This window comes from Bifidobacterium callitrichidarum, from assembly GCF_003129905.1.
In the GTDB taxonomy this organism is placed as follows: domain Bacteria; phylum Actinomycetota; class Actinomycetes; order Actinomycetales; family Bifidobacteriaceae; genus Bifidobacterium; species Bifidobacterium callitrichidarum.
In genome coordinates, this window is the sequence record NZ_QFFM01000039.1 from 1 (window position 1) to 18,075 (window position 18,075).

14 protein-coding genes and 3 tRNA genes are annotated in these 18,075 nt (G+C 60.4%); 5 read left to right on the plus strand and 12 right to left on the minus strand.

Annotated features, from left to right (window positions below; translation table 11 throughout):
* Positions 1-218: 218 nt before the first annotated feature.
* Positions 219-1,553, minus strand: coding sequence for a 3-phosphoshikimate 1-carboxyvinyltransferase (gene aroA / locus DF196_RS12465; protein ID WP_109058128.1), 1,335 nt, complete (start codon positions 1,551-1,553; stop codon positions 219-221).
* 198 nt (positions 1,554-1,751) lie between these two features.
* Here aroA and DF196_RS12470 point away from each other — a divergent pair.
* The 3 genes from DF196_RS12470 (at position 1,752) to DF196_RS12480 (ending at position 3,508) form a co-directional block, all read left to right on the plus strand.
* A tRNA-Leu gene (locus tag DF196_RS12470) sits at positions 1,752-1,842 on the plus strand.
* Positions 1,843-1,985: 143 nt separating this feature from the next.
* Entirely contained in the window at positions 1,986-2,240 is a 255-nt protein-coding gene (locus tag DF196_RS14075; protein WP_109058129.1) for an aldehyde dehydrogenase family protein, read from the plus strand.
* Positions 2,237-3,508, plus strand: a complete 1,272-nt coding sequence (locus DF196_RS12480) for an aldehyde dehydrogenase family protein (RefSeq protein WP_109058130.1) — start codon at positions 2,237-2,239, stop codon at positions 3,506-3,508. The genes DF196_RS14075 and DF196_RS12480 overlap by 4 nt, the downstream gene beginning before the upstream one ends.
* A gap of 160 nt (positions 3,509-3,668) precedes the next feature.
* On the opposite strand, the gene DF196_RS12485 is transcribed toward DF196_RS12480, so the two are convergent.
* The 3 genes from DF196_RS12485 to DF196_RS12495 all read right to left on the minus strand — a co-directional run bounded on the left by DF196_RS12485 (position 3,669) and on the right by DF196_RS12495 (position 5,559).
* Positions 3,669-4,433, minus strand: coding sequence for a CPBP family intramembrane glutamic endopeptidase (locus DF196_RS12485; protein ID WP_109058131.1), 765 nt, complete (start codon positions 4,431-4,433; stop codon positions 3,669-3,671).
* A gap of 4 nt (positions 4,434-4,437) precedes the next feature.
* Entirely contained in the window at positions 4,438-4,995 is a 558-nt protein-coding gene (locus DF196_RS12490) for a TetR/AcrR family transcriptional regulator (protein ID WP_109058132.1), read from the minus strand.
* 490 nt (positions 4,996-5,485) lie between these two features.
* A tRNA-Pro gene (locus DF196_RS12495) sits at positions 5,486-5,559 on the minus strand.
* A gap of 156 nt (positions 5,560-5,715) precedes the next feature.
* On the opposite strand from DF196_RS12495, the gene DF196_RS12500 reads away from it, so the two are divergent.
* Positions 5,716-6,882, plus strand: coding sequence for an ABC transporter permease (locus tag DF196_RS12500; protein WP_109058133.1), 1,167 nt, complete (start codon positions 5,716-5,718; stop codon positions 6,880-6,882).
* A 106-nt stretch (positions 6,883-6,988) separates the two neighbouring features.
* Here DF196_RS12500 and glgX read toward each other — a convergent pair whose 3' ends face one another.
* From glgX to DF196_RS12530, 6 genes are all read right to left on the minus strand, one after another.
* Complete coding sequence (gene glgX, locus DF196_RS12505; RefSeq protein ID WP_170115080.1) at positions 6,989-9,118, minus strand: glycogen debranching protein GlgX; 2,130 nt, start codon at positions 9,116-9,118, stop codon at positions 6,989-6,991.
* A 71-nt stretch (positions 9,119-9,189) separates the two neighbouring features.
* Entirely contained in the window at positions 9,190-9,792 is a 603-nt protein-coding gene (locus tag DF196_RS12510) for an NUDIX hydrolase (protein WP_241519719.1), read from the minus strand.
* A gap of 134 nt (positions 9,793-9,926) precedes the next feature.
* Positions 9,927-10,847, minus strand: coding sequence for a Nif3-like dinuclear metal center hexameric protein (locus DF196_RS12515; RefSeq protein ID WP_170115081.1), 921 nt, complete (start codon positions 10,845-10,847; stop codon positions 9,927-9,929).
* Positions 10,848-11,027: 180 nt separating this feature from the next.
* Entirely contained in the window at positions 11,028-13,922 is a 2,895-nt protein-coding gene (gene polA / locus DF196_RS12520) for a DNA polymerase I (protein WP_109058137.1), read from the minus strand.
* A complete protein-coding gene (locus DF196_RS12525) occupies positions 13,912-14,700 on the minus strand; it encodes an ANTAR domain-containing response regulator (RefSeq protein ID WP_109058138.1) in 789 nt (262 codons plus the stop codon). The genes polA and DF196_RS12525 overlap by 11 nt, the downstream gene beginning before the upstream one ends.
* Before the next feature lie 70 nt (positions 14,701-14,770).
* Positions 14,771-14,844, minus strand: a tRNA-Leu gene (locus DF196_RS12530).
* Between the two features lie 245 nt (positions 14,845-15,089).
* Between DF196_RS12530 and DF196_RS12535 the strand changes: the two genes are divergently transcribed.
* Complete coding sequence (locus DF196_RS12535) at positions 15,090-15,689, plus strand: NUDIX domain-containing protein (RefSeq protein ID WP_109058139.1); 600 nt, start codon at positions 15,090-15,092, stop codon at positions 15,687-15,689.
* Positions 15,690-15,916: 227 nt separating this feature from the next.
* Here the strand turns inward: DF196_RS12535 and pyk are convergent, their stop codons facing one another.
* Both pyk and DF196_RS12545 read right to left on the minus strand, forming a co-directional pair.
* Entirely contained in the window at positions 15,917-17,359 is a 1,443-nt protein-coding gene (pyk, locus tag DF196_RS12540) for a pyruvate kinase (RefSeq protein WP_109058140.1), read from the minus strand.
* Positions 17,360-17,525: 166 nt separating this feature from the next.
* Positions 17,526-18,075, minus strand: a 550-nt coding sequence (locus tag DF196_RS12545; protein WP_421728496.1) for a TerC family protein, incomplete at its 5' end; no start/stop codon positions are given.

Below are 18,075 nucleotides of genomic sequence, written 5' to 3' on the forward strand. Positions count from 1 at the left end.
GATATTCCGCTGGGCCACACCCCTCTTGTCGTATTTGGTTGCGTTCTGGCTCCCCTCTCTGAGGGGGGGCTGTCGTCGTAGACGACTGAGGGGAGCCTGCGTCACGTAGCATTACGTCCCGGCACTCCCCTCAGTCAGCTTCGCTGACAGCTCCCCTCGGAGAGGGGAGCCAGAAAACGCCCCCGATCTCGTAATCGCCATAGCCGGACAACCCGGCGCTACTCCCCCAGCATGCCGTTCCACATGCAGACGAAATCGGGCAGGGTCTTGCGGGTGGTGGCCACGTTGATCACCTTGATGCCGGGAATACGCAGACCGAGCATCGCGGCGAAGGTCGCCATGCGGTGATCGGCGTAGGTCTCCATATCAGCACCGTGCAGTTCATCGGCCGGCACCGGCTCGATGTGCAGCCCATCCGGCAGTTCCTCGGCCTTGCCGCCCACACGAGTAATTTCATTCACCAACGCAGCCAGACGGTTCGTCTCATGGCCGCGCAGATGGCCGATGCCCACCATATCGGTCGGCGCGTCAGCGAACACCAGAATCGCAGCCAACGAAGGTGCAATCTCCCCCGCCGCGGTCAGATCGAACGTGTCGAGTCCGTGCACGGTCCCGTCGCCGGTCACCTCGCAGTAACGTATCCCGTCGATTTCCGGGAACGAAACCTTGGCCCCCATTTGTTCCAGATATCCCGGCAGCAGGCCACCCGGCTGGGTGGTGGTTTCAGGCCAATGCGGCACGCGCACCGTACCACCGGCGATCAACGCCGCGCCGAGGAACGGCGCCGCGTTCGACAGGTCAGGCTCCACCGTCACCCGCTCCGGCAGCTGCAGGGCATGCGGTGCGACCGTCCACGTGCGTGCGGTCTCATCGGCCTCGATGACGCCGCCGGCACCGGTCACATCGGCCACGGTCATGCGGATGTGGGGCAGACTCGGGGTCTTCTCCCCCGTGTGCCGCAGTGCCAGGCCGCCGGGCAGTCGGGAGCCGATGAGCAGCAGTCCGGAAATGAATTGGGAGGAACCGGACGAGTCGATGCTCACTTGAGCCTGGGTCGGCGGCAGGCTGGCGGGCGGCGTGATGGTGAACGGCAGACGCCCCACCTCGCCGTGGTATTCCACAGTCGCGCCCAATTGTTCCAGACCATCGAGTACCGGCTTCATCGGACGAGCGTAGGCCTGTTCGTCACCATCGAAACGGACCGGGCCGTCGGCGAACAGGGCGAGACCAGGCACGAAACGCATCACCGTGCCGGCCAGGCCGCAGAACAGGTCGACATCGCCATGGAAACGACCGTTGGCGGGCGGCATCACCGTCACCGTGGTATCGACTTGGGAATCCACCTCGCAGCGGACGCCCAAAGCTTCGAGCGCGCCCATCATGAGGTCGGTGTCACGCGAGCGCAGCAAGCCGACCAGTGTGACCGGCTGCGAACCGAGCGCGGCCAGCATCAGATAACGGTTGGACAGCGACTTGCTGCCGGACACGGTCACCGTGGCGTCCAGCGGCTTGCCGGCGAGCGGTGCCGGCCAAAGATTCGATTGTTCGGTCATACCGCCAATCTATCAGGACTGGCGGGCGGGAACGGCGTTTTGCTCAAGTCGACAGCCGAACGGACCGATTCCTCGTTCACCGCCGGTGCGGCCGTGGTATCCCATGGATTGTCTCAGAAATCGTCTCATGGAGTGGCGTGATTTGACTCCGACAAGAATCCCCGATAAAGTGCCTAACCGTTGTCCTTAACGACACCTGCCCGGGTGGCGGAATGGTAGACGCGCTAGCTTGAGGTGCTAGTGCCTATTTTATACAGGCGTACGGGTTCAAGTCCCGTCTCGGGCACCATCATTCAAAGCCCCGCATGATCGCGGGGCTTTGCGCTATCTCGCGACAATCACATTGACGCCTGCATGGCAACCAACCGGATTCCAAGGCATCCGTGTGCATACTGACTTGAACTGACTGAGGAGTAAGTGCATCGGAGTACCATGGCACCATCATTCATTCACGATATGGGAGCGAACATGGTGGATCGCATCAGGATGTACATCGACGGCGAGTGGATCGAATCGGCCTCGGGACGAACGACGACGATCATCAATCCCGCCAACGGCACCGTCGCAGCCGAGGCGACACAGGGTACCGCCGGCGAGGCGGATATGGCCGTCGCGGCCGCACGCAAGGCGTTCGAACCGGATCGCCGTGGCGTAATCTCACCGCCGACGAACGTGCCGAGCTTATGAACAAGGCCGCCGACCTCATCGAGGAACGCGCCGAGGAGCTGGCGGTCGAGGAGACACGCAGCATGGGCAGGGTGTACAAGGAGACCCGGTATGACGACGTGTACGCCGCAAGCGGCGCGTTCCGCTATTACGCCGGTCTGATCCACGAGCTTCAGGGCACCTCCTCCATCGAGAACGGCGATCTGATGAGCGTCACCGTCCGCGAGCCCTTGGGTGTGTGCGCGGTGCTCGCTCCGTGGAATTACTCGATGGGTACCACGGCCGCGGGCATCGCGCCCGCTCTCGCCGCTGGCAATCCGGTGGTCATCAAGCCGTCGTCCCTGACGCCGGTCACCACGGCGATGATGGTCAAGGCGATGGCGGAGGCCGGATTCCCGGCCGGCAGCGTGAACCTGGTGCTTGGTTCCGGCTCCGAGGTCGGCACGGCGTTGGCCGAGAACAGGGACGTCGCCAAGATCACGTTCACCGGAGGCACCGAAACCGGCAGGGACATCATCAAGCATTCCGCGACCAGCGTCAAACGGTTCTCCATGGAGTTGGGCGGCAAGTCGCCGTTCATCATCTTCGATGATGCCGATTTGGATGTGGCGGTGGACCGGCTGATGTTCGGCATCTTCCTGAGCCAGGGCCAGGTATGCATCGCCGGTTCGCGGCTGCTGGTGCAGGATACCGCCTATGAACGGGTCATGGACCTGCTCAAGGAACGTATCCCGAAGATTCGCATCGGCGACCCGCTGGATCCGGAAACGGAGTTCGGCCCGATGGTCTCGAAACGGCATATGGAACGGGTGCTCGATTACATCCGCATCGGCCAGGAGGAGGGAGCCCGCGTGCTCATCGGCGGGCATCGCATCACCGAAGGCGAGTTCGGGCGGGGCTATTTCATCGAACCGACCGTGCTCGTGGATTGCACGCAGGACATGCGCGTCGTGCAGGAGGAGATTTTCGGCCCGGTGCTGACCGTCCAGACCTTCAAGGACGAGGCCGAAGCCGTGCGTCTCGCCAATGGCACCCGATACGGGCTCGCCGGCGGCGTGTTCACCGCGGACATGGGCCGGGCCCTGCGCGTGTGCAGCGGCGTGGACACCGGCATCATGTACGCGAACACCTACATGGATGAGACGCAGGGCATATCCGTGAGCCCGCACCGTCAGAGCGGCACCACCGTGGACGGCGGTCTCGCCGGACTCAGGGAATACACCGTGCTGAAGCAGATCAATCTCAAGCTCACCCCGGAGAGGACCGGCTGGTTCAACTGCATCGACTGACGTACGCCGCACTCCCCTGCCGGGAAATGGCTCTCTTGCAATCAGTCGGGGGTCTTGGTTCGGGCCAGTCAGATTGGTGGATCATGACGGTCATTGCTACCGGTTTGTTACTGGCTTTGAGCGTCGGAACGGCGAAATGGCGAGGTGTGTCGAAACATGGTCAGATCAATTTGTTACCGCTCTTTCTCCGTACCGCGCCCTCCTCATCTTTATCAGGCCTATGGGTTTTTCTCAATATCCATAAAGCATACGCAATACAAATAACACATAATACAACGGCAGTTATTACAGTACCCATCAACGAATTATTGACAGAAAAAATGCTCAAAGAATTAATTACCTCATGTGTAACAATACAAGGCAAAAGACTTTTTCCTTTGTAAAATATAATCGTAAACAAAAAGCCTATTGCTGTTGCATAACAAACCTGCAAGAGCGTGGGTATCAAATCTTCGCCGTTCAGCAAGTTTACAATATGCCCTATGCCGAATGTGATACTTGAAATGAAAACCGCAAGTTTTATATTATCCCGGTACATTGCCTTGAAAAGAAACCCGCGAAAGATGATTTCTTCGATAAACCCGACGCAAACCATACTTACAATGAATAGAGCAGTTTCCGTAATAGAAGCATTCATTGCAACGCCGTTCCATAGGGACACGCTTCCGATCAGGACCAGCGGAATAAAATACAGATATTGTTTCAGATCCCCTTTGAATGAACATAACCCGTATTTTCCCCAAAGGCTATACTTTTTTATAAAACCTAAAATAAGCAAGACAAAAATAATGGACACGGGGGCAGTTATTATTTTTAGCATACCGAGAGAAGTCGAAAGGCTGTCCGATAAACTAAATAAAACAACATAGGAAATAATCCACACCAAAGAAAAATTCAATTCATTTTTCTTATATAAACGATACATTAAACTATCCCTTCACTGCCTTGACAGTTCCATCAAATATCAAACTTAAATCGGATAAAACCATCTGCTCGTCATACTTCATTGCGTTGTTCGCGAACATACTGGCATATCCATGTGCAATTAAGAATAATGATCGAAAAATAACTTTTGCCTGCTCCGTATTGACTGCCGCTTCCTGGCTGAGGATAGCAACAATAGGCTGCAATTCCTCTACGTTTGTCAATTCAGAAATATTTTTGCCTGAAAATTCATTGGATTGAAACAGAAAACGAAACAGATTTTTTTCCTTTACCGCAAACTGAATGTAATTCAGGCCAATATCCTTCATTGGATTATCGCTATGAATATTCATAATATAAGTGGAATGGTATTCATCTGTTTTTTCATATACTGCTCTTTTCAATTCCTTTATCGTTTTGAAATGATACATAACGGGCTGAGTGGAACAGTTTAATTCTTTTGATATAGATCGAGCATTAACGGCTTCAATGCTGGCGTCTCTAATTATTTCAAAAGCGGCATCTATAATCATTTCTCTTGTAACTTTTGCTCTCGGTGGCATTTATTACAGCTCCTTTGCTATAATCCATGTTATATAACATATATAATAGTAAACAATAGGACGATTGTCAATAGAGTTCAAAGAAAGGGACATCCCCCTGTCTGGCATTTTGCTTTTTCCTGCGGTAGGTAACAGGTAAAAAAGGGTTTGAAAAATCTCTCTCAAAACTTCGGTAAAATCGTTCCGTGCAGGCCGTGGGCAGTGAGAGGAAAATCGGAGGGTTTGAAAGAACTCCGACCAAGCAACGATGCAAGGCATTGCATGAAGCGGGTACCCATTCCCTATGTTTGCCAAGAACCACGAAAGGCCGGGAAAGAAGGGAGGCTAATCCGATACCGGCGTGATGACCTCCGGCAGTGGATCGAGTCACACACCGTGGCTCCAAGGTGATGCAGGACCGTATAGTCCACAGCCATGTGCTCGATTTGTGCTCTGTCGCACAGAAGTCGGAATTCGAAGGTCTCAAACCCTTGGAATTCCGCCGTTTCTGTCGGGCTAGCCGGATTTGAACCGGCGACATCCTGCTCCCAAAGCAGGCGCGCTACCAAGCTGCGCTATAGCCCGTCATGTCGTCGCATCGCCGGCATAAACGCATGCGGCGACGGCACAAGAAGACATTGTATCGCATAGTCGGACCGGGACACGGGATACAATGGCAATTTGGCAAGATTCGTCCGCAAAACGTTACCGGCAGCGGAGCCATACACGGAAGGAGCACCCATGGGACGTCATCAGCGCGCGGAGACCTCCGGCCTGATCTCCTTCCTGATCTGCGCCGTGGTGGGTGCCGTGTCCATGAACATCTACATGGAGTACGCACCGGCCATCTGGCAGCTCACCCAACGCCGTTTCATGGTGTGTTCGGGCATCGTGGCCGGCTGCGGCGTCATCTCCTTCATCATCGGGTACGCCAGCAAATCACGGTCGCTGAACCTGAACAACGGCTGGTTTGCGCCGATCCGCCGCATCGTGGAGATCGTGGCCTTGTCGGTGGTGTACGCCTCCACGATATTCCTCTCCTCGTTCGCCCTGATCGGCGCCGCGAATGACATGATGGGCAATGCCATCTTCTCCGGCTACATCTCCAGCGTCTGCGCCGGATTCGCCGGCGTGGTGGGGTACATGACGTTCGTGCAGGCCGAGCTCATGAACGCCAAGACCATCGCAGGTCTGCTGCCGTTCTTCGTGATCTCCGGCGTGGTGACCGCCGGTATGACCACCGACGACCCGTACTGGTACCACAACAACTTCTCCCAGCTCGGCGACCGCACCACCTTCGCCGCCCGCATGTTCAACTCCACGCTCATGCTGGCCGGCACGTGCATCATCATCGTCAGCTACTTCGCTATCTCCGAACTGGTGACCACCGAGCGTCTGCAGCGACTGTGGCACGATCGAACCAACAAGGATCCGAACCGCGGCTACGATATCCCTCATTTCATGGCGCGCATCACCATCCTGTCCGCGCTGCTGACCATTTCGGGCCTCGCGTTCATCGGCATCGGCGCGTTCCGGTACACGCCACACAATCTCATGCACAACGTGTGCGCCAAGGGTCTGCCGTTCGTGATGCTGGTGCTGTTCGTCTGCCTGCCGTGGCTCGCCCCGCGTCTGTCCAAGGCGGTGATGGTGGCCTCCGATCTGGCTGCACTGGTGTGCGCGGGATTCTGGGCCAACATGATGATGGGCCACAACACGCTCACCAACGTGGAGGCGCTGGCCGGCCTCATGTTCCTGGGGTGGTTCATCGTGTTCTCGCGGCAGATCGCCGCCATCGAGGCCGACCGCGTGGCCGCGCAGCTGTTGCATGCGCAGATGGTCGAGGGCGGTCTTGACAAGAACGACGAATCCGAGCACATCGAGTCCCGCATCGCCGCGGACAAGTAGCGCAACATCCCCATAAATAAACGATGGGCCACTCCCCCGACGCCGCATGACGACGCAGGAGAGCGGCCCATCGTGGCTATTGCCGCCTCATCAACCGAGAATCGGCTCAGCCTTCGGTCGGTTCGAACGGGCGCTTGGGCTTCTTGGCGCTGATGAGCATCAGGAAGCTGCGTGCCTGCGCGGTGATCACGAACCCGGCCTCGTAACTCAGCTCCGGGCCCTTGGGGTTATGCGTGTCCACGATGAGCTGCCACTTGCGGCCGTACCGCTCGTCAGGCAGGGTGAACATGATGGGCTCGTAGTGGGCGTTGAAGATGAGGATGAAGTCGTTGTCGACCATCCGGTTGCCGTACCAGTCCACTTCGGGGATATCCGAACCGTTCAAGAAGATCATCATGGAGAAGGCGTGGGTATTCTGCCAGTCCTCCATATCCATGATGGAACCGGTGTGGTCGAACCATTCGACCTGCGGGATCTTGTTCGAATCGTCCCCGGGCTCACGACCGGTGAAGAAGCGACGGCGGTGCAGGACCGGATGGTTCAAACGCAGGTGGATGAGCTTGGAGACGAACGCCAACATGTCCTTCTGGTCCCGGTTGAGGTCCCAGTTGGTCCAGGAGATCTCGTTGTCCTGGCAGTAGGCGTTGTTATTGCCCTGTTGGGTGCGCTCCACCTCGTCGCCGCCGCAAATCATCGGGATGCCCTGGCTCAGCAGCAGCGTGGAGAACATGTTGCGGATCTGGCGCTGGCGCAGGTCGTTGACGTCGCGGATGTTGGTGGGGCCCTCCACGCCGCAGTTCCAGGAGCGGTTGTTGGATTCACCGTCCCGGTTGCCCTCGCCGTTGGCGCCGTTGTGCTTCTCGTTATAGCTCACCAAATCGTTCATGGTGAAGCCGTCGTGCGCGGTGATGAAGTTCACGGACGCCACCGGGCGGCGGCCGTTGACCTGATAGAGGTCGGAGCTGCCCATGAGTCGGGACGCGAACTCGGGCAACGTGGACGGCTGCGAGCGCCAGAAGTCGCGCACGGTGTCACGGAAGCGTCCGTTCCATTCGGACCAGCTGGACGGGAAGCCGCCCACCTGGTAGCCGCCGGAACCCAGATCCCACGGTTCGGCGATGAGCTTGACGCGGCTGATCACCGGGTCCTGCTCCACGATGTCGAAGAACGCGGAGAGCTTGTCGACCTCCTGGAACTGACGGGCCAGCGTGGCCGCCAAATCGAAGCGGAAGCCGTCGACGTGCATCTCAGTGACCCAGTAGCGCAGGGAGTCGGTGATGAGCTGCAGGGCGTGCGGCGAGCGCATGAGCAGCGAGTTGCCGGTGCCGGTGGTGTCGAAGTAGTGCATCTGGTCGCCGTCCACCAGACGGTAGTACGACTGATTGTCGATGCCCTTGAAGCTCAGCGTGGGGCCCATGTGGTTGCCTTCGGCGGTGTGGTTGTACACCACGTCGAGGATGACCTCCATGCCGGCGCGGTGGTAGGCCTTGACCATGGACTTGAACTCGTTGACCTGCTGGCCGCGCTCGCCGGAGCTGGAGTAGGCGTTGTGCGGGGCGAAGAAGCCGATGGTGTTGTATCCCCAGTAGTTCGACAGGCCCTTCTCCTGGAGGAACGAGTCGTTGACGAACTGGTGGATAGGCATGAGCTCGATGGCCGTGATGCCCAGCTTCTTCAGGTATTCGATGACGCTCGGGTAGGCCAGGCCTGCGTAGGTGCCGCGGATGTCCGGCGGCACGTCGCGGTTGAGGTTGGTCATGCCGCGCACGTGGGCCTCGTAGATCACGGAATCGTGGTACGGGATGTAGGGGTGCTGGTCGTTGCCCCAGTCGAAGTAGGGGTTAATCACGGCCGACTTCATGGTGTGGGCGGCCGAGTCGAGCGTGTTCATGGACGAGAGGTCGTCCGGGCTCCTGAACCAGTAGGAGAAGAGGCTTTCGTCGCCGTCGATGTTGCCTTCGATGGCCTTGGCGTACGGGTCGAGCAGCAGCTTGTTGGGGTTGCATCGCAGGCCGTGCACCGGGTCGTACGGGCCGTAGACGCGGTAGCCGTAGCGTTGTCCGGGCTGGAGGCCGGGGATGTAGTTGTGCCAAACATAGGAGTTCTGCTCGGTCATTTCGACGCGCGTCTCGACGTCGTTGTCGTCGAAGAGGCACAATTCGACCTTCTGTGCCACCTGCGAGTAAAGAGCGAAATTGACTCCGGCGCCGTCATAGCTGGCACCCAGAGGGTACATTGATCCAGGTCTGATCTGCATGTTTCCAGTATCCCACCTTTCTTGTTACCGGTGTACCGATGGAGTGAACGTCAGGCGAACAGCGACTTGTCGTGCGTGTCCGGATCCTTGCGCTGGGCGATGAGCCGACGCAGCGCCTCGTGTTGGATGGCGATCATCGAGTTGGATGCGGTGATGCGCGTGGCCACCAGGTCGCTCCAGGGGATCCACGCGGATTCCACGTGCTCGTCCGGGTCGAAGTGGCGTTCCTCCCGTGTGAACGGGCCGAGATGCAGCACCATGATGTGGGCCAGTTCGTCGGTCATGCCTTCGGAGGAGTAGAAGTCGCCCACGTAGTCCACGCCCATCACGTCACGGTCCGGCACCACGCCGGTCTCCTCGGCGAGTTCGCGCAGGGCGGCGTCCATCATGTCCTCGCCTTCGTCCATGAGGCCCGCGGGCAGGCCGTAGGCGAACATGTCCGAGCCGGCGCGGTATTCGCGTTCGATGAGGTAGCGGTCGGTGGACATGTCGTGCACGAGCATCACCACGCAGGGCGCGTGACGCAGCACCTGGCGGCTGATCTCGTGTTCCTGGCCCTGCTTGTCGGTCAGGGCGAGCCGCATGTCGTCCACATGGAAGATGCGGCCGGTGTACACGGTTTCGCTGCTGATCACCTTGGCCGGCACGTCCATGTCGATGCCGTCCGAGCTGGCGTTGAGTTTGCGGTCGAGCCTGTGTTCGAGTTGTTCCTGTTTGCTTGGTTTGTTGTTGCCAAACACTCCTGTGAGGCCTCCTTGTAAGGGGTGCGTCGGACCGGCGCGATGAATCACTGCTTGTGCGAGGTGATGGACAGCGTCCATGGATCGGTGGTGGTATGCAGCCATGTGACGTCGGGCCGCTCGCCGGTGGCCGTTTCGATGGCTGCCGGCACGTCTTCGACCGCGTAGTTGAACCACATCGATTCGATGGCCGCATGCGGCGTGTTGATGAGGTACGGGCGTGTTCTTGCGTCGCCCTGTCCCAAGGCGATGCCGGCCGCGCGCATGCGGGCCTCGTACCGGGCCTGTTCGATGGCGTCGGTCACCGGATGGTGGCGCAGGTCGCTGGTCACGTACACGTCCACGCCGGCGGCGCGCACCTCGTTGAACAGGGAATCGCCGGAACCGGGCAGCACGGCCACGGTTTCGACCGGCGAGTCCAAATCGCCGCACACCTGTACGCCGAGCGCGGTGGCCATGCCGTGGTCGTTCACCTCATCGAACACGCGCTGTGCGAAGTCGCCGAGGGCGATGGGTTCGGGCAGCCGTCCCACACGGCCCAGTCCCACGGGGTGTCCGGCGCATTCGGCATCCGGATCGGCGATGGGTACGAGCGGCTTCTGATCGATGAGTCCGAAATGGTCGGCTGCGGCCTGCCCCACGCCGCGCCACGCGGAGTCGGCGTTGGTGTGTCCTACCCAGAGCGCGCAGCCGTACTGGTAGAGCCTGCGTACGATGTCGCCGCGGAAGCCGAGTCCGCCCGTCTCATGCACGGCGCGGAAGTACAGCGGGTGATGGGTGATGAGCAGGTCCGCGCCCGCTTCGATGGCCTGGTCGACGATGGCGGAGGTCGGGTCGGCCGCGAACACGATTTTGCCGATGCTCTGGCTCAGGTCGCCCACGATGAGGCCGGGCTCGTCCCATGATTCGGCGTAGCGCAGCGGGTAGAGGGTTTCCAAGACGTCGATGACTTGCTTCAGATTCGGCATACGTTTCATTGTAACGTTCCTAAGTCACCGACACCGGTATTATCTTGGCCGGCCGGTCCGGTATCCGTCAGACACAACGGATGTCCGGCCAGGATCGCCGGTCAAGATCGGACGCGAAATCGTTGTTCTGCGTCCGATCTTGGCCAAGGTTGTCGATTCCCGCCGGCAACCGTCCGGTGCTCAGTGGGCGGCGAGCTGCCAGTCGGCGCCGATACCACAGGAGACGTCCAGCGGCACGGCGAGGTGCACGGCGTGTTCCATGGCGTCGCTGACCAGCGCGGTCACCTGCTCGCTCTCCCCCGGCGCGATCTCGACCACGAGTTCGTCGTGGATCTGCAGGATGATCCGGCTTTTCACGCCGGCCTCGCGCAGCGCCTGATCGGCCCGGATCATGGCGATCTTCATGATGTCGGCGGCGGAACCCTGGATCGGCGCATTGAGCGCGGCGCGTTCGGCGGCCTCACGGGCCACTCGGTTCGTGGACCGCAATGCCGGGAAGTAACGGCGACGGCCGAAGATGGTCTCCGTGTATCCATCCTTGCGGGCGGATGCCACCAGCGATTCCAGATAGTCGTGCACCTTGCCGAAGGTGTCGAAGTAGCGGTTCTTCAGTGCCTCGGCCTCGCGCGGGGCGATGCCCAGCTGCTGGGCGAGTCCGTAGGTGCTCAGGCCGTAGGCCAGACCGTAGCTCATGGCCTTCACGTGGGAGCGCTGGTCGCCGGTGATCTCGTCGACCGGCACCTTGTAGACCATCGAGGCCACGTACTTGTGGAAGTCCGCACCGGAACGGAAAGCCTCGATAAGCGCCTCGTCCCCGGACAGGTCGGCCATGATGCGCAGCTCGACCTGCGAGTAGTCGCAGCTCATCAGGGACTCGTATCCCTCCCCCGGCACGAACGCGCTGCGGATCTCTCGTCCGGCGGCGTTGCGGTTGGGGATGTTCTGCAGGTTCGGATCGGTGGAGCTCAGGCGACCGGTGGCGGCCACGGTCTGCTCGTACGTGGTGTGGATGCGCGTGTCCTTGCGGTTCACGGCATCGATGAGCGTCTGTACGATCTGCTTGAGCTTGTTGGTCTCACGGTGCTTCAGCAGCGCGCCGAGGAATCCGTTGGCCTGCTCGTTGTCGATGGACTTGAGGTACAGGGTCTGCAATGCGGCGGCGTTGGTGGTGTACGAACCGGTTTTGGTGCGCTTGGTGGGTTTCAGGCCCATGTCTTCGAACAGCACCTTCTGCAGCTGCTTGGGGCTTTGCAGGTTGATCTGCGAGCCGGCGAACTGCCATGCCATGTTCTGCGCCATGCCGGCGTCGGCGGCGAACTGGTCGCGGATGCCGGTGATGCGGCCCAGATCCACGGCGGCACCGGTGTGTTCCATGCCGTGCAGCACGCGGGAGACGGGCAGTTCCACCGCGCGCATGAGCCAGCACTGTTCGCGTTCGTCGATGATCGGACCCAGCAGGTGCGCCAGACCCCGGATGATGGAGAGGTCGCGCAGACGGCTCTCGTCAGGCTGTCCGTCGTCCGCCGCATCCGGTTCGACCGTCTCGTCGGCGAAGTCCAGCGTGCCCTGTTCGGGTTCGGCGGATTCGTCCGCATGGAAATCAAGGAAATGTTCGGCGGCTTGGGCGAGCGAATCCGCATGGAAATCCGGTTCGGCCAGATATCCGGCAAGTTTGGTGTCGAACATCGGAAGATCCATGTCGAGGCCCGCGGCCCCCAGCAGATGCAGGAACTCCTTGTAGCCGTGGACGATGGCGCGCTTGTGCTCGCCGTCCAGGAACGTCTGCACTGCCCCGCGCAACGTCTCGTCGATCGGTGCGTTGATGACGGTGGCCTCATCGCCCGCGCAGATGGCGAGCGATTGCATCGTGGCGCGTCCGGGACGCACGTCACCCCATGCGGCCACGGTCCAGGCGTGGTTGACGGCATCGCCGCAGACGGTATGGCGGTCGGCGCCCTGATAGTCGGTGCCGGCGACGGTGAAATCGGCCACGTCATCCGGCACGTGCACCGCCGCGCGATGGGCGGCTATCCATGCGTCGAAGGCCTCCGGCGAATCGATCACCGTGGCTTCGGGCGGGTCCAGCGAGACGACGGATTCGTCATCCGCGGTATCGGCTCCGGGTTCGGTCTGGGCGGCGGAGACACCGTTGTTGAAGGTCTTGAGCATGCGGGTGCGGGTGCGGCCGCCGAACTCGAGTTCCTTGAACAGCTTGTCCAATGCGTCGGTGTCCACGTTGCCGAACGTCAGGTCCTTGACTTCGACGCCGAGATCCACATCCCGCACCAAGGCGTTGACCTTGCGGTTGAGCTTGACCTGGTCGATGCTGGCCCGGAGCGCCTCGCCCTTCTTGCCGCCGATCTCGTCGGCGTGCTCGCAGATGGCGTCGAGGGAGCCGAACTGGTTGATCCATTTGGCGGCAAAACCGTCGCCCACGCCGGGCACGCCGGGGATGTTGTCAGCGGTTTCGCCGCGCAGGGCCGCCAGATCGGGGTATTGCGCGGGCGTGACCTTGTATTTGTCCACCACGGCCTGCGGGGTCATGTGCTTCAGATCCTTGAAGTGATGCCCCGGGTACAGCACGGTGACGTTGTCGTCGATGAGCTGGAAGGCGTCGCGGTCGCCGGACAGCACGAGTGTATGGTAGCCGTCGTGGTCGCCCATGGTGGCGAGTGTGGCGATGACGTCGTCGCCTTCGTAACCCGGCTTCTCGATGTACCTGATGCCGAGCGCCGTCAGCATGCGCTGGATGAGCGGCAGCTGGGTGAGTAGCTCCTCGGGAGCGGCGTCGCGCGTGCCCTTGTACTGCGGCAGCATCTCGTTGCGGAAAGTACCGCCCTTGACATCGAAGGCGACGGCGAGATGGTCCGGCTTTTCGGCGTCGACCACCTGCGCGAGCATGCTGGCGAAGCCCCAAACGGCGTTGGTGGCCTGCCCGGCCTCGGTGCTGAAGTTATCGACAGGCAGGGCAAAGAACGCGCGGAAGGCCAAAGAATGGCCGTCCCCCACCAGCAGGGGGGGGGGGGTGGACGGCTCGACGTTATGCTGTACGGTCAACGATCGATCAGCGCTCATCCGAATCGGAGGGCTTCGGATCACCGTACTTGGCGATGATGGCCATGGCCAGACGCTTCTTCGGGATGCGCTGGTCCATGGAGGTCTTCTGGATCCAACGGAAGGCACCCTGCTCGGAGAAGTCGGCCTTGTCCATCAGCAGGCCCTTGGCGCGGTCCACGAGCTTGCGCTCCTCGAGCGTGTCCTCGGCCTTCTTGAGCTTCTCCTCGGTTTCCTTGAGCTGCTCGTTGGCTTCCTTGAGCTTGCGTTCGCCGCGCTCCACGGTATCCAGCAGGTCGTTGATCTCGGCGAAACGGCCCATGGCCACCTCAAGGGTGGGCAGCAGCTTGGATTCCTCGTACGGCTTGGTCACGTACGCCATGGCGCCGGCGCCGGTGGCCTTCTTGACCAGATCGGTCTGGGAGAATGCGGTGAGCATGACCACGGGGGCGATGTTCTCGTCGCAGATGATGCCGGCGGCGGCGATGCCGTCCATGCGCGGCATCTTGACGTCCATGCACACCACGTCCGGACGGTACTTGCGGGTGAGCTCCACAGCTTCCTCGCCGTTGGCGGCCTGGCCGACGACCTCGTAGCCGTTGTCCTCGAGCATGGCAACCAGATCCATACGGTTCACGGCCTCATCCTCGGCCACCACCACAGTGCGGGGACCGTCCTCGGACTTGGCGGGGGCCGGCTCGGCCTCATCCTCCACGCCCGCGGCGGCCTTGAGTTCCGCGTCAGTCAACACCTCATCGACGTTGATGCTCGGTTCCTCGGACTTCTTCCTTGCAGCCATACCAACCTCTTTCCTGAGCCTCGACGGGCAAGCGCCACCAAGGCCTACCGGTAAATCTGACATTGAAATGTGCCCCCGGTGGGACTCGAACCCACACTGCGCAGATTTTGAGGCTGCTTCCTCTACCAATTGGGATACGGGGGCATTGCCCAAGGCACTTTGGAGAGCTTAGCATATCAAGAGGACCTGCGCTGGTAATGACACGCTTTGCGCGTGCGGGCCTGTGTCGGGTGGGTTTGGGCGGCGTGTCAGGCCCGGCTCTGCGAGGTCGTTCCTTGGTTTTCGGCCGGTATCAGCAGGCCATCTGGTCTGAGTGTTGTCCATTCCCGTAACCGTTCGTGGACCTACAATGAAGGTGGTTTCACGCAATGCTGTCATGAGGAGGGCATATGAGCAACGAAACGTACCGTCAGTTCGACCCGTGGCGTCCCTCTCCCGTCAAGGAGATTTCCCGCCACCAAATCGCAAAGACGCATTACTTCAGCATCGATCGGGTCTCCTACGAGTCGAATGACGGAGGACAGTTCGATAGGTATTGCCTCTATGGCAATGTGGGCGACACCGTGGGCGTGCTCGCCCTGACCAAGGACGGCATGATTCCGCTGGTGGAACAGTACCGTCTGGCCAGCCACCGCTGGACCTTGGAGATTCCCGGCGGTCATGCGGTGGATTCCGCCGAGCCGACCCAGGATCTGGCCAAGCGCAAGCTCATCGAGGAGGGCGGCTATGAGGCGGGCCGCATCACGCAGTTCGCCCGCTTCCTCAATACGCCCAGCTACTCCACGCAGCACACCTCGCTGTATCTGGCCACCGATTTGACGCCGACCAAGCGTCAGGAGATCGGTCCGGAAACGCCGCGCTCCGAGGTTCGGCTCACATCGCTGGACGACGCCTATCAGATGGTGCTTAACGGCACGATCGTGGATGCGAAGACGATCATCGCGATTCTGCGTCTGAAGAGCGGTAGCCTGGAGCAGCTTAACGACTGACCCTGCGACCGTGTCGTAAGCCACGCGGCATGGTTATTGCGATGGCCCTACCGTGAAATACGGTGGGGCCGTCGCCATCTTTGGCGGAACTTCTGCCCTTTTGCGCCGATGGCCGCCGTATTTCACGTACAGCCGCATACGAAAAGCCTCCTACCCAATCGGATAGGAGGCTTCCTACTACCTACGATCTAGAACCAGTCTAGAACCGTGGGACATGCAACCGGAAATCAGTCGCAGGCACCGACGGTGTGGACGTAGATGGAGTCGGTGCGGCCCGGCTGGTGATCGCCTTGAGCGGAGCTCAGGATGACGATCTTGTCGCCGTCAGCGACCTTGCCGGCGTCCTTGAGGACCTTGTCGGTGTAGATCATGAGGTCCTTGCGGGACTTGTCGTGGTAATCCTCGGTCACGTAGAAGGCCTCGGTACCCCAGGACAGAGCCAGCCAGTGGTAGGTGTGCTCGTTGTTGGTGATGCCGTAGATCGGGGCGGCCGGACGCTCGCGGGAAACGCGGTGCACGGTGGAACCGGTCTGGGTGTAGGCGACGATGGCCTTGGCGTTGAGCTTGTCGGCCAAGTCCACAGCGGCGGAGGAAACGGCGCCAGTGGAAGACATGTCGAGGTTCTTGAGCTCCGGGATGCGGTCGAAGCCGTGGTCGGTGGCGTAGCCGGAGATGCGGGCCATGGTGTTCACGGTCACATCCGGGTACTTGCCGACAGCGGTCTCGTTGGAGGTCATGGTGGCGTCGGCGCCGTCGAGGACGGCGTTGGCGCAGTCGGAGGCCTCTGCACGGGTCGGGACCGGGGAGTTCACCATGGAGCCGAGGACCTCGGTAGCCACGATGACCGGCTTGGCGTACTGGCGAGCCAGCTCGATGATGCGCTTGGTGGCCAGCGGGACCTCTTCCAGCGGACACTCAACGGCCATGTCGCCACGGGCGGCCATGACGCCGTCGAAGGTCTTTACAATCTCCTCGAGGTTCTCGAGGGCCTGCGGCTTCTCGATCTTGGCGACGATCGGGATGCGACGACCTTCCTCGTCCATGATCTCGTGGGCGCGATCGATATCGGTGGCGAAACGCACGAAGGACATGGCGATGATGTCGGCACCGGTGCGGATGGCCCAACGCAGGTCGGCCTCATCCTTCTCGGTCAAGGCCGGCAGGGAGACGGCCACGCCCGGCAGGTTGATGCCCTTGTGGGAGGACACCGGACCGGCCACGACGACCTTGGTGTGCACATTGTTGCCCTCGACCTTGGTCACCTCAAGACGGACCTTGCCGTCGTCGATGAGGATCGGGTCGCCCGGGTGGCAATCGCCCGGCAGGCCCTTGAAGGTGGTGGAGGTGATGTGCTCGTCACCCTCGATGTCGTCGGTGGTGATGATGAACTCCTGGCCAAGCTGCAGCTGAACCTTGTCCTCACCCTCGGCGTTCTTCTTGAACCAACCGCAACGGATCTTCGGGCCCTGAAGGTCGACCAGTGCGGCGACGTTGCGACCAGTTTCCTTGCTGGCCTTGCGCACGTTGTTGTAAACGCGGAGGTGGTCCTCAGGGGTGCCGTGGGAGCGGTTCAGACGAGCAACGTCCATACCGGCTTCGACGAGCTTGAGAAGGTTGTCGTAATCCTCGGTAGCGGGACCGATGGTATCAACGATCTTGGCTTTACGCATGAATGCCTGCCTATTCTTTGATTGTGGTTCCGAGGCTGAATGCCTCACTTGCCGCAATACAGTTTACTAGCGCAGGCCGCCGCATGACAAATTTTTTGCCCGGTGTGTTGTGAGCGCTCACATTGTTGCGGCGGCTAGGTTTTGGCCGGCAGTTTCCTTAGCGTTTTCAGGCTTTTTCGACCTTGTTCATACTCTTCATCTTGGCCACGGATGCCAGGGATGCGCCACCGATTGCCACCACAATCACCGCGAGGGACAACCACGTGGGCACCTCGGGGACCCAGTGAATGCCCTCGCCGCCGTTGATGAACGGCAGGGTGTTGCCGTGCAGCGCCTCCATGATGAGCTTGACGCCGATGAAGCCGAGCACCACGGACAGGCCCACCGGCAGGTAGACCAGCTTGTCCAGCAGGGCACCAAGCAGGAAGTAGAGCTGCTGCAGGCCGAGCAGGGCGAACACGTTGGAGGTGAACACCAGGAACGGATCCTTGGTCAGGCCGAAGATGGCCGGAATGGAATCGAAGGCGAACATCACATCGGTGGTACCGATGGTCAGGAACACGATGAGCATCGGGGTCCAGTAGCGGATGCCGTTCTTGGTGGTCCTGAGCTTTTCGCCGTCGTATTCGTTGGAGATCTTGATGACCTTGCGCAGCGTGCGAATCAGGCCGTTCTCATGGTATTCCTCGTCTTCGTCACCGCCGATGACCAATTTC

Excerpts from the sequence above, each read along its gene's own strand:
- DF196_RS12490 (WP_109058132.1), bottom strand. The coding sequence starts at position 4,995 with ATGCCACCGAGAGCAAAAGTTACAAGAGAAATGATTATAGATGCCGCT.
- DF196_RS12485 (WP_109058131.1), bottom strand. The coding sequence starts at position 4,433 with ATGTATCGTTTATATAAGAAAAATGAATTGAATTTTTCTTTGGTGTGG.
- DF196_RS12525 (WP_109058138.1), bottom strand. The coding sequence starts at position 14,700 with ATGGCTGCAAGGAAGAAGTCCGAGGAACCGAGCATCAACGTCGATGAG.
- aroA (WP_109058128.1), bottom strand. The coding sequence starts at position 1,553 with ATGACCGAACAATCGAATCTTTGGCCGGCACCGCTCGCCGGCAAGCCG.
- DF196_RS12510 (WP_241519719.1), bottom strand. The coding sequence starts at position 9,792 with ATGGACGTGCCGGCCAAGGTGATCAGCAGCGAAACCGTGTACACCGGC.
- DF196_RS12515 (WP_170115081.1), bottom strand. The coding sequence starts at position 10,847 with ATGCCGAATCTGAAGCAAGTCATCGACGTCTTGGAAACCCTCTACCCG.
- glgX (WP_170115080.1), bottom strand. The coding sequence starts at position 9,118 with ATGTACCCTCTGGGTGCCAGCTATGACGGCGCCGGAGTCAATTTCGCT.
- DF196_RS12480 (WP_109058130.1), top strand. The coding sequence starts at position 2,237 with ATGAACAAGGCCGCCGACCTCATCGAGGAACGCGCCGAGGAGCTGGCG.
- DF196_RS14075 (WP_109058129.1), top strand. The coding sequence starts at position 1,986 with ATGGCACCATCATTCATTCACGATATGGGAGCGAACATGGTGGATCGC.
- DF196_RS12535 (WP_109058139.1), top strand. The coding sequence starts at position 15,090 with ATGAGCAACGAAACGTACCGTCAGTTCGACCCGTGGCGTCCCTCTCCC.
- DF196_RS12500 (WP_109058133.1), top strand. The coding sequence starts at position 5,716 with ATGGGACGTCATCAGCGCGCGGAGACCTCCGGCCTGATCTCCTTCCTG.
- polA (WP_109058137.1), bottom strand. The coding sequence starts at position 13,922 with ATGAGCGCTGATCGATCGTTGACCGTACAGCATAACGTCGAGCCGTCC.
- pyk (WP_109058140.1), bottom strand. The coding sequence starts at position 17,359 with ATGCGTAAAGCCAAGATCGTTGATACCATCGGTCCCGCTACCGAGGAT.